The sequence below is a fragment of the Jiangella ureilytica genome (genome assembly GCF_004348545.1).
GTDB lineage: Bacteria > Actinomycetota > Actinomycetes > Jiangellales > Jiangellaceae > Jiangella > Jiangella ureilytica.
Map to the genome: position 1 here is coordinate 47795 of NZ_SMKL01000014.1, position 13490 is coordinate 61284.

Sequence of the window (13490 nt, forward strand, 5' to 3'; positions counted from 1 at the left end):
AGGCGGCTACGCGCGTCGCTGCTCGTCGGTGAAGATGTCCTCGACCGTCAGGTCGAACAGCTTGGCGAGACGGAGCGCGACCGGAAGGCTCGGGTCGAACTTCCCCGTCTCGATCGCGTTGATCGACTGTCGTGACACGCCGACGCGCTGAGCCAGGTCGGCTTGTGTCCAAGCGCGCTCGGCCCGGAGCTCGGCGACGCGGTTCTTCATTGGTACCTGAGCCGGCCGACGGCGAAGGCGATCACGTAGACGACTCCCAGGATCGCGGGGAAGAGCGCGATGTTGAGGTCGCGGGTGACGAGGCCGGCGGCGTCTGCGACCGAGTAGGCGAAGCCGACGACCCAGCCCACGCCGAGGGTCACCGCCAGCGCGTCCTGCATGATCTTGCGCTGCAGGTCGTCGAGTGCCCTCAGGAGGCGCGCGAAGGTGACGATCCAGGCGATGCCGACGAGAAGGTTGACCGCGACTGCTGCCCAGCTCGCCACCCGCTGCTCGTTCCACACGACCTCGGGGCCGAACTTGGCCGCCGCGAGGGTCACCGACCAGGCGAGGGTCCAGAGCGCGAGCTGAGCGGTCGCCCTGTTCGACTCTCTATAGCTTGCGGTCTCGTGGGTGTGCACGGACGCCTCCCTTCCGTCATCGAGTCAAGTAGACTTGACCCACCTCCGCTGTGTCAAGCACACTTGACGCGACATCCGGTTCTCGCACAGCTCAGGGAGGCGCCCGTGGCTCGCTACAAGGTACAGAACACGTACATCAAGGCAGGGTTCATCGCCGATGCCGAGGACAAGATCGAAGAGGCGATTCAACCTCTACTGGACGAGGGAACGACAAACGGCTGGACGCTTCACTCGTTCCAAGCCACAGCCGCGGCGAAAGGCACCAACCTCGTGTTCATCTGGCACCTGCCCGACTGACACCGGAGCTTCGGTTCGTGTCGAGGTCACCATCCGGGGTCTGCGGTTCGTCCTTGGCCTGAGCAGGTAGGCAGATCAGGTGTTCGATACGACCTGTCGTTGGGTCAGCCGTTCCCGGGAGCGGCAGCACTGGGTTGCCGGGCCTCGAAGCCGGACATCACGCCAGGTGTCCCTCCCGTCCAGCCGCGCCCGCGCCGAAGGAAGGGGCGCCGTTCCGAACAGCGCCCAGCAGCGCGGCCGCCAGGTCGGTGCGGCTGTAGACCACGCGGCGGCCGCTGCGGCGCCGCGACACCAGGCCGGTGCGGTGCAGGATCGCGAGGTGGTACGACACCGTCGCCGGCGTCAACGCCTCGCGGCGGCCCAGCTCGGCTGTCGTGCGCGGAGTGTCCAGGGCGGCCATCAGCGGTGCGCGGGTGTGCCCGATCAGCTCGCCCAGGTCGCCGGTCCCTCGTTCCGCATCGGCCCCGCCCGGAACCGACCAGAGCGCGTGCAGGCCGCGGGCCGGGTACAGGATCGAGGGCGTCGTCGGGCGCTCGGCGTTGAGCAGGACGCCGTCGCCGACACCGGTGCTCGGGATCAGCAGCAGGCCGTCGTACGGCCAGTCGACCACCAGGTCGAACGGCTTGCGCACGACGACCGCGCCGTCGTCCCAGCGCACGGACGGGTGGAAGTCGTCGAGCAGGGCGAGCGCGCCGTGCTGCGCCATCCGGTCGCCGCGGTAGGCGACGTCGGCGGTCAGCACGTCGAGCACCCGCGGCCAGTCCGGCTCGAGCACGCACGCGAAGTACGTCCGCATCGCCGCCGCCACCCGGGCCGCGAACGCCGCCGGTCCCCCGGCCAGCGCCTCGGCGACGACGGCCGGCATCGGCTGGCGCAGCTCCTCGAGCCGGGCCGGCCCGCCGACGCTCGCCGCGACGGCGGCCGGCACGGTCCGGCCGCGGTAGGCGATGTCCAGCTGGTACTCGACCAGCTCGGCCGGGGTCGCCGCGACGGCCGCCACCTCGTCGTCGATCGTCATGACGGCGGCGTCCGGCGGCGGTGTGTGAGCAAGTCGGGGATGTACACGGTGCTGCCGGTCAGCGCCGCGAGGAGGCTCAGCGGCCCGGCCGGGACGGCGTCGAGCGCGCGGGCCCGCCAGCGCATCAGATGCGGCGACCCGGGCGCCGGCCGGTGCAGCGCGCGCAGGCTGCCGACCACCTCGGCGCAGGGCGAGATGCCGAACCGCGACCGGCCCAGGGCATCGGCCGTCATCGGCATCCGGACCGCCATGATTCGAACGTACTCGAATTCATGGCATCGGATCTGCCCGGCGGGTCGACTGCCGCCATGACGACGCAGCCCCTCAGCCGCCGCCGGCTCATCCGTACCGGCACCGCCACCGCCCTCACCACAGCCGGCCTCACCGCCGGCCTGGCCCTCCCGTCGATCGCCGACGAGGCCACCGACGACACCGAAGCCACCGACCCTGCCCTCCGCAAGGTGGTCCTCGTCGGCGCCAACCCGGGCGTCCAGCTGTTCGGCGACGACGTCGTGACGGCGTACGCGTCGGTCTGGACCGTCGAGTGGTCCACCCACGGGCCCGGCGCGGCGATCGTGCTCTGGCACGACGGCGCCGTCCGGGTGCTCACCGACCATCCCGACCTCGGCTACTGGCTCGAGCACACCTTCACCAGGTTCTTCCCCGAGGCCACGGGCCTGCCGTGGCCGGAGCCGCGGATCGAGCGGCGGTCCGTGCACATCACGAACGATCTCGCCCGCGGCACCCGGGCGCGGGCCGGCGACGTCAGCGTCCGCATCGCGAACGTGCTGGATCGGCGGGCGTTCGCAACCGACCGGTTCGACCTCGGCGGCCGTGTCCACAGCCTCAGCCTGGTGACCGGTCCGAGCGCCTCCGCGGCCATCGAGGTGCGCGACCGGCGGCTACCCGGCGAGATCATCCGCGGCGGCACACCGGACCGCCCCTCGTCCAGCGCATTCGTCGCCGTGGCCGAGGTCTGGCGATTCTGAGCCAATCAGTTGCTCGACGCCTCCTGATACCCCAAGATCACCCGGTACGATTTCACAGCTACCGGGTCATCTCGGAGGTTTACGACGAGTGTCGGGCAGGAACGAGATCGACGATTTCGCGGGTCTTCTACGGCGACACCGGCTGACAGCCGGTCTGTCGCAGGAGGAGCTTGCCGAAAAAGCCGGTCTCAGCGCTGACGCCGTAGCAGCGCTCGAGCGCGGCCGCCGAAGGGCGCCGCGCCCCCTCACCGTGCGCATGCTCGCCACGGCGCTCAACCTGTCCGAGCAGGACTTCGCAGTGTTCACCGAGTCGCTGCGCCGCTCGCCGTCGGGCTACACGCCGCAGCTGCAGGGCCCGCCGCTGCCTCCCGACACGCTCATCGGCCGGGCCGCCGAGCTGACCGAGCTGACGTCGCTGCTCGGGCACGGCGGCGTCCGGCTGGTCACGCTCACCGGGCTAGGCGGCGTCGGCAAGAGCCGCCTCGCGGTCGCGGTCTCCAACGGCGTCGGCCGCCAGTTCGAGGCCGGCGTCTGCTGGGTGCCGCTGGCCGCCCGGCCCGACGGCCCCGAGGTCACCGATGCCGTCGCGGCCGCCGTCGGGCTCCGGCTCGCCTCCGACGCCGCCGAGATCGACGCGCTGGCCGAGCACATCGGGGCGCGGCGCATGCTCGTCGTCCTCGACAACTGCGAGCACGTGGTCGAGACCTGCGCCTGGCTGTGCACCGTCTTGCTGCAGCGCTGCCCGCGGCTGACCATCCTGGCCACGAGCCGCGAGCTGCTCCGGGCGCCCGGCGAGGTGGTCCGGCAGGTGCAGCCGCTCTCCGTGCCGCCGTCGCGGGCCGCGCCAGAGGAGATCCGCGACGCCGACGCCGTCCGGATGTTCCTCGCCCGCGCCGCCGCCCACGGGGTGCACCCGCGCGACGAGCGCCTGCTGCAGGTCAGCCGGGTGTGCCGCAGCGTCCAGGGCATCCCCCTGGCCATCGAGCTCGCGGCCGCGCGGGTGAACGTGCTGACCATCGAGCAGATCGCCGACGAGCTCGACTCGTCGTCGCGCATCCTGTCCGGTGGCAGCCGCACCGCGCCGCTGCGCCAGCAGACCATCGATGCCGCGCTCGACTGGAGCTACAACCTGCTCAGCGGCGAGGAGCAGGAGTTCTTCGAAGCCGTCTCGACGTTCTCCGGCGGCTGGACGCTGCCCGCCGCGGTCGCCGTCTTCTGCCCTGAGGCCACCGACGCCTGCCACGAGCGCGTCCTCGACCTCACCGGCCGGCTCATCGACAAATCGCTGATCCTGGTCGACCGCGAAGCCGCCGAAGCGCGGTACTCGATGTTCTCCGTCATCCGGCAGTACGCCGGGCGGCGGCTCGACGACGGCGGCCGGCGCGCCACCATCGAGCAGCGGCACCTGTTGCACTACGTCGAGCTGGCCGAGACGGCCGAGTCCAGTCTGGGCACCGGCCAGCAGAGCGCGACGCTCAACCGCCTCGACACCGAGCTCGACAACCTGCGGATCGCGCTCGGCCGCGCCATCAGCCGCGAGCTGGCCGTGGAGTCCATGCGGCTGGCGGCGGCGCTGTGGCGGTACTTCTCGCTGCGCGGCCACTACTCCGAAGGCCGCGACTGGCTCGAGTCGGCGCTGCGCATCGCCCGCGCCGGCCCGGAGCCCGTCGCCGACCCGGCCCTGGCCGCGGCGCTCAAGGGCGCCGGGTTCCTCGCGCACCTGCAGTGCGAGTACAGCATCGCCGCGGAACGGCTCGAGGATGCGCTGGCGATCTACCGGCGCCTCGACGACGCCGCCGGCGCCGCCCGCACGCTGGTGCACCTGGGCAGCATCGCCCGCGAGCGCGCCGAGTACGACCGCTCGCACCAGCTGCACCTCGAGAGCCTGCACCTCTACCAGCAGCTCGGCGACCGCGCCGGCATCGCCTGGGCTAGGCACTACCTGGGGTTCGTCTCCTGGCTGCGCATGGACCTCGACCGCGCGCGCGACTACTCCGAGGCCGCGCTCACCTACTTCCAGCAGGCCGGCGACGGCGAGGGCATCACCTGGTCGCAGATCAACCTCGGGTCCGTCGCCCTGTACGACGGCGACCTCCCCGGTGCCGAGCGGCTGCTGCACCAGAGCCTCGGCCGCGCACAACGACTCGGGTTCCGCGAAGGCGTGGGCTGGTCGCTCAACCAGCTGGGGGTGGTCGCGCGCCGCCAGGGCCGCCTCGAACGCTCCATCCACCTGCTCGACGAGAGCCTCGCCGAACACCAGGAGCTGGGCGACAAGTGGCGCGCCGCGAGCGTCCTCGAGGCGCTGGCCTCGGTCGCGCAGCAGCACGACAACAGCGGGTACGCCGCATTCCTGCTCGGCGCGGCCTCGGCCGTCCGCGACACCATCGGCGCACCGGTCCCGCAATGCGAGCGCCCCGACACCGAGCTCACGACCGCTGCGGTCCGCGACAAACTCGGTGAGCGCGCGTTCGCGCACGCGTGGGGCGCGGGACAGGCCACGCCCCTGCACGCCGTCGCCGACGGCTACCCGCCCGACGACACCCTCAGCACGCTCGACGCGCCCTGGTGATCTTCTCGGAAGGCCCTGCCACGTTCCCCTCCGGGGAACGTAAGTGCCCGGCCGGCTGCGGTCTTGCCCCCCGCTAGACTCGCAGCCGGCCAAGCTTGTGCGGCGCCGGCGCCTGGCCATGTCCACCCACATCTGGTACGGGTTCCGGCACTCCTCCCCCCGCGGGGACCACTCTGTCGTGCCGGGGCGGTCCGCAACAGCTACAGCGCCCTGACAACCCCCTGACAATGCCGACCCGGGCGTCACCCGTGGCACGGGTCGGAGGATGGCTCCGTGGTTCGACGACGGACTGTGACGGCGTGGTGACCGTGCGTGCGCACGGGCAGCACGGGCACCACACGTCGCGCGCCGGACTCCGGCTGGCGCGGTCGCGGCCGGGCTGCTCCTGGGCAGTGAACGACGACGCCGCCGGCTCGCTCCCCGTCAGGTGGGCGAACCGGCGGCGTGGTGGGTCAGGCCGGTGGCGGCGACGGCGTGCCTGACGGCAGCGCTGTTCGTCGTCGCCTGGACGCGGCAGCTCCAGGCCGTCAGGCGCGATCAGCCGCGCCCGCCCGGCACCCGGACGTCCACCCAGACGAGCCGGTGGTCGCTGGTCGGGAACGGGAACTCGCCGGTCAGCCGGGACAGCGGGTCGGAGCGGACCGGCCAGAACACGCCCGCCCCGACCGGCCGCAGCTGCCGCGACGGCAGCACGTAGTCGGCGCGCAGGTTGCCGGGGGCGCCGTCGGCGAAGTCGGCGGTGTCGTAGCGCGGGTCGCCCCGGTGCGACACGTTCGCACCGCCCTGCAGGACGGCGGCCTCGGCGGCGCCGGCCGACGTGGGCAGCGGGTCGACGATGCGCGGGTTCTCGAGCAGCTGCTGGATCGCGCCCGGCACGGAGTCGCCGTCGACGGGGTCGCTGTTCTGGTCGCCGAGGATGACGAACGACGAGCCCGGCTTCAGTCCCCCGCGCACGCCCTCGTCGTCGTAGATCCAGTTGGCCCGGCCCGGGCCGACGTACTCGGCCCAGAAGCGGATCTCGTCGTGGTTGCGCCGGCCGTTGCGGTCCTCGGGACCGTCGAACGTGGGCGGCGTCGGGTGCGAGGCCAGCACGTGCACGGTCCGGCCACCGACTCGCACCGGCACGTCCCAGTGCGACTTGCTGGACAGCCGGAGGATGTCCTGCTCCTCGGGCGAGTAGAACGCCGTCGGCAGCAGCGACCCGGGCATGTCCTTCCAGAGGAAGTTCTGGAACGTGCGGACGTCGTCCTCGAGGATCGGGTACTTCGACAGCACCGCCATGCCGTACTGGCCCGGGAACAGGCCGAAGCCGTAGGCGTCGTCGCCGCCGCCGACGGTGCCATCGTTGTTCAGGTCGAAGCCGGTCGGGATGCCGGTGTTGGACGGCGCGACGTAGGCGTACGGGTATTCGATCGCGTCGGCGCCGCCCTGGCCGATCTCGAGGTAGTTCTCGCGGAACAGGTCCGCCGCCACGCCGCCCTCGACGTAGTCGAACTCGTTCAGCAGGACGATGTCGGGCCGGGTCCGCTGGATGACCTCGGCGACCGCCTGCGCCTGTGTGTCGGTCGTCGTGGACAGGTCGGCCTCGAGCTCGCCGGCGACGGCGCGGTTGAGGCTGAGGTTGTAGGTGGCGACGCGGACGGCCGCGGCGCCGCGGCCCGCCGTGTCGTCGCCGCCGTCGCGTCCGGCGCTCGCCGGGGCCGCCGCCAGCACCGCGGCGGTCGTGGTCAGGGCCGCCGTCACCGCGACGGCGCGGATGGAGATGCGCATGGAGGTCCCTCTCCCGTGATGACCGAATCCGGGCAACCGTAGACCCATCGGGCGAACAGGAGGTGACGCCCGCACGTCTCGATCGAATCTCATCACGTGGACTGCGTTCGATGCCTGGTCATCCAGTGGAATCCGCCGGCCCCGTCTTGCTCCCCCGCCTCGTCGAGCGCACCCGGACCATCGCCGCCGACGAGCGCGCCGGTCTTCCGGTCGCCGGAGTGCCCGCGGCTCAGCCCGCGAACGGCCATGCCGGGATCCGCGCCTCCAGCGCGACCAGCGCGGCCCGAGCCGACGGCGGGGGCTCGCCCTCGGCGACGGCGAGGACCGCGGCCCGCCACGACGCCGCCAGCACGCGGCCCAGCACGGCCGACGCGGGCGCCGTCAGCGCGCTCAGCAGGTCCGCCAGCCGGTCCGGCTTCGCCAGCCGGTCCGGCTTCGCCAGCCGGTCCGGCTCCGCCAGCCGGTCCGGCTCCGCCAGCCGGTCCGGCTCCAGCGGCCGCGACGGCGGCGGTGCGGCCAAGAGCTGCGCGAACCCCTCCCGGACCGCGAAGTCGAAGCCGGCCAGCAGCGCCGCCGTCACCGCGGCCGTCCGGTCCCCCACCGGCAGGGACGCCGCGACGGCGCCCTCCATGCGATCCAGCAGCCGACGTTCGACGTCCTCGCGCACGAACGCGTAGACCCCGAGTTTGCTGCCGAAGTGGTGGTAGAGCGCGCCGGTGGTGACCCGCGCCGCCGCGGCCAGCTCGCCGACCGTGACCTCCTCGAACGGCCGCGCCCCGAACGCCTCCACGGCGGCGCGCGCGAGCCGTCCCCTCGCCGAACTCGACACCGGAACCCACTCGCGCACGACACCATAATGCCGTTACGCTATGCTCAAATCCAATTACGGCACCGTCCCGAGGAGAACCGTCATGAAGCTCGAGTTCCTGTTCGTCCCGACCTCCGACCTCAAGGCGTCACTGGCCCTCTACCGCGACGGCCTCGGCTTCGACGAGGCCTGGCGCGAGGGCGATGCCACCGTCGCGCTGACCCTCCCGGGCACCGACGTCCAGCTGATGCTCGACTCCCACGATGCCGACGCGCCCGTCGGGCCGCTCTTCGTCGTCGAGAGCGTCAAGGCCTTCCACGCCGCGAAGCCCGACTCGCTCGGCGTCATCGAGGAGCCCAACGAGATCCCCGGCGGCTTCATGGCGACCTACCAGGACCCGGGCGGCGCGATCATCTACGTCATGGACCAGGCGAGCGACCCGAGCCTCTAGTCTCGGTCCATGACGTCTCCGGGCCCACTGGAACGCGGTGTCTACGCCAACCGCACGCTGAACCTGCGCTCCGTCCAGGCCATCGGCTACGACATGGACTACACGCTCATCCACTACCGGACCGAGGCGTGGGAACGCACGGCGTTCGAGCACGCCACGCGGGTGCTGGCGGCCGGCGACTACCCCGTCGCCGGTCTCGTGTTCGAGCCCGACCGCTACCTGCAGGGCCTGGTCATCGACCTCGACCTCGGCAACCTGGTGAAGGCGACCCGCTTCGGCTACGTCATCCAGGCCCAGCACGGCACCCGGCAGCTCTCGTTCGACGAGCTGCGCACCACGTACGCCGGTGTCACCGTCGACCTCAGCAACCCGCGCTTCCGGTTCATGAACACCCTGTTCACCATCTCGGAGTCCGCCCTCTACGCGCAGTTCGTCGACCGCCTCGACGACGGCACCATTCCCGGCCCGCTGGGCTACGACGAGCTGTACCGCATCGTGTCGGGGGCGCTCGACGAGTCGCACATGACCGGCGCGCTGAAGGCCGAGATCGTCGCCGACCCGGACCGGTTCTGCGACATCGACCCCGACACCGCGCCGACCCTCATCGACCAGCGACTGGCCGGCAAGCGGCTGCTGCTCATCACCAACAGCGAGTGGGCCTACACGAAGGCGATGATGAGCTACGCCTTCGACCGCCACGTCCCGTCGGGCTCCTGGCGCGACCTGTTCGACATCGTCGTCGTGGCCGCCGCCAAGCCCCGGTTCTTCGCCGAGGTCGAGCCGGCGTTCCGGGTGGTCGACCCCGAACGCGGGCTGTTGCAGCCGCACTGGGGCCCGTTCAAGACCGGCGAGGTGTACCACGGCGGCAATGCGCGCCGGGTCGAGCAGAGCCTGCAGCTCACCGGCGACGAGATCCTCTACGTCGGCGACCACCTGTTCGGCGACGTCCACGTCACGAAGTCGGCGCTGCGCTGGCGCACGGCGCTCATCATGCGCGAGCTCGAGGCCGAGATCGCCGCTGCCATCGCCTTCGCCGACGACGAGCGCGAGCTGCGCCGGCTCATGGGCGAGAAGGCCGACCTCGAGGACCGCCTCGCCCACGCCCGCATCGCCCAGCTGCGCCCCGGCGACGACGCGCCGCGCGAGACGGTCGAGGCGCTGCGCGAGGCCCTGCGCGCCCTCGACGAGCGGATCGTGCCGCTCGCCCGCGCCGCCGGCGAGCTCGGCAACGCCACCTGGGGCCCGATGATGCGGGCCGGCAACGACAAGAGCCTGTTCGCCCGCCAGGTCGAGAAGTACGCCGACATCTACACCTCGCGTGTGGCCAACCTCGGCCGCCGCACGCCGTTCGCGTTTCTCCGCGCCGCGCGCACCTCGCTGCCACACGACATCATGCCGCGCGAGATCGCCCCCGAATAGGGCGCCCCACCCAGGCCGGACAACCGGCGTCAATCACGACATTCGCCGCCGCCGAATTCGGGGCGACACAAGACCGTCCGCGCATGTCCGGGGAATCCCAGGACATACGCGGACGGGTGGTGGGGAGCCGCCAAGCGCCCACCGGATGGAGAAGGGCTTACCTGCCGGCGCCTCAGCCGAGGAGGCCGGTGACCGTCCCCAGCAGCTGGTTGACCAGCGCGACGATGGTGTCCAGGAGACCCGAAAGTGCGTCCATGATCTTTGACTCCTTCGTGGGAAAAGAACCTCTGTTGGCGAACCAGCAGGGTCAAGCTTTCGGTCCGGACGACCCCGTGTGTTCTTGACCGTGAGTCTAAACAGTCAAAGAAGTTGCGCAAGGAGAAACGCAGAAATCTTTCCCGCGTGTCGTCGCATTAACATTCCCCTCGTGCTGAATGTGCGGCGAAAACGGACATAGCTTCCTTGACTGACCCCTTCACAGGCTTGTCACAGCTTGTCGCGGCGGCGCCGCCTCGGCCGCGTACGAACGTGGAGACCCACCCTGGGGCGGGCCGACCCTAGACTCGGGTTCTGACCGCGCCGGAGACGATCCATCCAGATGAAGGGGCACCGACATGGGCCAGGGCGTGCACATGCAGGAGTTGCCGGGCATCGGCAAGCGGTACGACATCGACCTGGGCAGCGCGACGCAGCGGGTCTCGGTCGTCGTGCGCCGCGGCGACATCCGCGACCTCTACGTCTTCACCAGCAAGGGCGACGAGCCGACCGCCGTCCTCGAGCTGAGCCGCGAGCAGGCGCTGAAGCTGGGCGCGGTCCTCACTGGCACGTTCTTCGAGGGATAGGCGCACGTGCACGCTGATCTCATCGGGCTGGGCGCCATCGTCCTGCTCGCCGGTCTGGTCGCCCGCCTGGGCCGTCGGTACGGCTTTCCCACCGTCCCCTGCTACATGCTCATCGGCATCGTGTTCGGCCCCGGCACGCCCGGTCCCGTGCTGGTCGAGCATCCCGAGGACCTCACGCTGCTCGCGTCGCTGGGACTGGTCCTGCTGCTGTTCCATCTCGGCGTGGAGTTCCCGGCCGAGCAGGTGCTGGGCAGCGGCAAACGGCTGTTCATCGCGGCCGGCGTCTACATCGGTCTCAACGTCAGCGCGGGGCTCGGGCTCGGCTTCGCGCTGGGATGGGGGACGTCCGAGGCGCTGGTCATCGCGGGAGCGCTGGGCATCTCCTCGTCCGCCATCGCGACGAAGCTGCTCATCGAGCTGCGACGGCTGACCAACGCCGAGACGCCGATCATCCTCGGCGTCATCGTCATCGAGGACATCTTCCTCGCGTTCTACCTCGCGCTGCTGGCGCCCGTGCTCAACAACTCCGGCTCGACGCTGGACTTCATCGTCGACCTGCTGATCAGCTTCGGCTTCTTGGTGGCGCTGTTCGCGCTGGCCCGCTGGGGTGCGCGGGCCGTCGCGATGCTCCTCGACTCCCGCGAGGACGAGCTGCTGGCCATCCTCATGGTCGGGCTGGTGGTGCTGGTGGCCGGCGTGGCGCTCGAGGTCGGCGTCTCCGAGGCCATCGGCGCGCTGATGATCGGCCTGGTGGTGTCGCGGACGGCGTTGAAGGAGCGGGTCGAGCAGCTGGTACTGCCGCTGCGCGACGTGTTCGCGGCGGTGTTCTTCATCTCGTTCGGGCTCACCATCGACATCGGCGACCTGGGTGGTGTGGCGCTGCCGGTGGCCATCGCCGTCTGCGCGACGCTGGTGACGAACCTGACCGCCGGCGTGTTCACGGCCCGGCTGTTCGGGTTCAACCAGCGCGCGGCCACGAACATCGGCCTGACGGTGCTGGGCCGCGGCGAGTTCTCGCTGATCCTGGCGACGCTGGCCATCGCGGCCGGCCTGGACCAGCGCATGGGCCCGTTCGTCGCGCTGTACGTGCTGGTGCTGGCCATCGCGGCGCCGCTGCTGGCGTCGCAGTCGCGGCACTTCGCCCGGTTCGTGCCCGACCGGTTGCTGCGCTCGCGCTGGAAGTACGTGCAGTCCGAGACCATGAGCACGGCCTGCATCCACCAGGATCAGATGGAGGTCACCGAGACCGGCATCGACGTCTGCCAGCAGTGCGTCGACGACGGCGGCACCTGGGTGCAGCTGCGACTGTGCATGAAGTGCGGGCTCGTGGCCTGCTGCGACGACTCGCCGGCCCGGCACGCGCGCGCGCACTACGAGGACGAGCACCACCCCGTCATCCAGTCGCTGCAGCCTGGTGCGGACTGGCAGTACTGCTACGTCGACGAGATCCTGGTGCGCGAGCCGCTGGGCCAGGCCCGCACCGGGGGCTGAGTCATGTCGTGACGTAGATCCACTCGAGGCCGTCGAAGCCGAGCCCGTCGAGGTGCTCGGCCCTGGTCAGCCCGGCCCGGACGGCGACCCGCTGGGAGGCGTGGTTGTCCGGCCGGATCCGGGCGACCACGGGCACGCCCGGCAGGTGCTTCGCGCTCCAGCCGACGGCAGCTCGCGCGGCCTCGGCGGCGAGGCCGTTCCCCCACCAGGCGGGGTCGAACCCGTAGAACAGGTTCGCGACCTGGTCGTCGCGGAACCACATGTACTTGAGGCCGCAGAACCCGACCGGGCGGTGGGACTGGTGCCGCAGCACCGTCCAGTAGCCGAACCCCTCGACCCGCCAGTGCTCGTCCCAGCTGCGGTACAGGCTCTCGGCGCCGTCGCGGTCGCGCAGCAAGTTGGACGGGTTGTGCTGGCACGAGCGCGGGTCGCGGTAGACGTGGAAGATCACGTCGACGTCCTCGGGGACCGGGCGCCGCAGCAGCAGCCGGTCGGTCACAAGCGTGGTGTGCCCGGCATCCGTCACGTTCCGGACGTTACTCGCCGCCGATGACGATCATGCGAACGGCCAGCACCACGATGACGGCACTGGAGACGAACGCCGTCGTCAGCCGTCCGCGCGGGCTCGTCACGAACCGCCCGAGCAGCGCTCCCCCGCCGGCCAGTAGCAGTTGCCAGCTGGCCGACGCGGCGAACGCGGCGGCGACGAACACCGCCGCCTCGGCGCCGGCGGCGAGCTCGGCGCCGCTGCCGATGACCAGCGCGGCGAAGTACACCACCGTCATCGGGTTGATCGCCGTGATGCCGAGGAACGTGACGTAGGAACGCAGCGGGGTCTCCCGGCGCGGCTCCGCGGCCGGCCCGACGGTGTCGAGCCCCGGTCCCGCGCGGTGCCGGCGGTAGGCCGCGACGGCGCCGGCGGCGGCCATGACCAGCAGGACGGCCGCCGAGGAATAGCGCAGCGGCTGCGCGTACGGCTCGATGGCGCCGGCCAGCGCGGCCCCGCCCAGCACGGCGGCGACGGCGTAGCCGCCGTCGACGGTCGCGATGCCCAGGGCGGCCGCACCGCCCACTCGCAGTGAGGTGCGCGCCGTCAGTGCGACGAGGTAGGCGCCCACGGCACCGACCGGGATCGCGATGCCATAGCCGGCCAGCAACCCCGCGACGATGGCCGCGCTCATGGCGTGGGCAGGATCGACCTCGCGTCCGGGCGCGT

Annotated in this window: 15 protein-coding genes; 7 read left to right on the forward strand and 8 right to left on the reverse strand. The window is 71.4% G+C overall.

Going from position 1 to position 13490, the window contains the following annotated elements; genetic code table 11:
- Positions 1-6 precede the first annotated feature (6 nt).
- Complete coding sequence (locus E1212_RS08325; protein ID WP_131981211.1) at positions 7-210, reverse strand: helix-turn-helix transcriptional regulator; 204 nt, start codon at positions 208-210, stop codon at positions 7-9.
- Complete coding sequence (locus E1212_RS08330) at positions 207-620, reverse strand: hypothetical protein (RefSeq protein ID WP_131981213.1); 414 nt, start codon at positions 618-620, stop codon at positions 207-209. Before E1212_RS08330 ends, E1212_RS08325 begins: the two co-directional genes overlap by 4 nt.
- Before the next feature lie 105 nt (positions 621-725).
- Between E1212_RS08330 and E1212_RS08335 the strand changes: the two genes are divergently transcribed.
- Positions 726-917, forward strand: coding sequence for a hypothetical protein (locus E1212_RS08335; RefSeq protein WP_131981215.1), 192 nt, complete (start codon positions 726-728; stop codon positions 915-917).
- A gap of 157 nt (positions 918-1074) precedes the next feature.
- On the opposite strand, the gene E1212_RS08340 is transcribed toward E1212_RS08335, so the two are convergent.
- Positions 1075-1935: a helix-turn-helix domain-containing protein gene (locus E1212_RS08340; RefSeq protein ID WP_131981217.1), complete on the reverse strand. Its 861-nt coding sequence runs from the start codon at positions 1933-1935 to the stop codon at positions 1075-1077.
- A complete protein-coding gene (locus E1212_RS08345; RefSeq protein WP_131981219.1) occupies positions 1932-2186 on the reverse strand; it encodes a hypothetical protein in 255 nt (84 codons plus the stop codon). Before E1212_RS08345 ends, E1212_RS08340 begins: the two co-directional genes overlap by 4 nt.
- A gap of 57 nt (positions 2187-2243) precedes the next feature.
- Between E1212_RS08345 and E1212_RS08350 the strand changes: the two genes are divergently transcribed.
- Both E1212_RS08350 and E1212_RS08355 read left to right on the forward strand, forming a co-directional pair.
- A complete protein-coding gene (locus E1212_RS08350) occupies positions 2244-2924 on the forward strand; it encodes a hypothetical protein (protein ID WP_203416616.1) in 681 nt (226 codons plus the stop codon).
- Between the two features lie 49 nt (positions 2925-2973).
- Positions 2974-5493 carry an ATP-binding protein gene (locus tag E1212_RS08355; RefSeq protein WP_420814360.1) on the forward strand — a complete coding sequence of 840 codons (2520 nt, stop codon included), beginning with the start codon at positions 2974-2976 and terminating at the stop codon, positions 5491-5493.
- Between the two features lie 537 nt (positions 5494-6030).
- Here E1212_RS08355 and E1212_RS08360 read toward each other — a convergent pair.
- Both E1212_RS08360 and E1212_RS08365 read right to left on the reverse strand, forming a co-directional pair.
- Positions 6031-7263 carry an endonuclease/exonuclease/phosphatase family protein gene (locus E1212_RS08360; RefSeq protein ID WP_131981223.1) on the reverse strand — a complete coding sequence of 411 codons (1233 nt, stop codon included), beginning with the start codon at positions 7261-7263 and terminating at the stop codon, positions 6031-6033.
- Positions 7264-7492: 229 nt separating this feature from the next.
- Positions 7493-8110 carry a TetR/AcrR family transcriptional regulator gene (locus E1212_RS08365; RefSeq protein ID WP_131981225.1) on the reverse strand — a complete coding sequence of 206 codons (618 nt, stop codon included), beginning with the start codon at positions 8108-8110 and terminating at the stop codon, positions 7493-7495.
- Positions 8111-8174: 64 nt separating this feature from the next.
- Between E1212_RS08365 and E1212_RS08370 the strand changes: the two genes are divergently transcribed.
- The 4 genes from E1212_RS08370 to E1212_RS08385 all read left to right on the forward strand — a co-directional run bounded on the left by E1212_RS08370 (position 8175) and on the right by E1212_RS08385 (position 12274).
- A complete protein-coding gene (locus E1212_RS08370) occupies positions 8175-8522 on the forward strand; it encodes a VOC family protein (protein WP_131981227.1) in 348 nt (115 codons plus the stop codon).
- Positions 8523-8531: 9 nt separating this feature from the next.
- Positions 8532-9941, forward strand: coding sequence for an HAD-IG family 5'-nucleotidase (locus tag E1212_RS08375; protein ID WP_131981229.1), 1410 nt, complete (start codon positions 8532-8534; stop codon positions 9939-9941).
- A 614-nt stretch (positions 9942-10555) separates the two neighbouring features.
- On the forward strand, positions 10556-10783 hold the full coding sequence (locus E1212_RS08380; protein ID WP_131981231.1) for a cation:proton antiporter regulatory subunit: 228 nt from the start codon (positions 10556-10558) through the stop codon (positions 10781-10783).
- Positions 10784-10789: 6 nt separating this feature from the next.
- Positions 10790-12274, forward strand: a complete 1485-nt coding sequence (locus E1212_RS08385; protein ID WP_131981233.1) for a cation:proton antiporter domain-containing protein — start codon at positions 10790-10792, stop codon at positions 12272-12274.
- A 1-nt stretch (position 12275) separates the two neighbouring features.
- Here the strand turns inward: E1212_RS08385 and E1212_RS08390 are convergent, their stop codons facing one another.
- Positions 12276-12800, reverse strand: coding sequence for a GNAT family N-acetyltransferase (locus tag E1212_RS08390; protein ID WP_131981235.1), 525 nt, complete (start codon positions 12798-12800; stop codon positions 12276-12278).
- Positions 12801-12810: 10 nt separating this feature from the next.
- Entirely contained in the window at positions 12811-13455 is a 645-nt protein-coding gene (locus E1212_RS08395) for a LysE family transporter (RefSeq protein ID WP_131981237.1), read from the reverse strand.
- Positions 13456-13490: the final 35 nt, after the last annotated feature.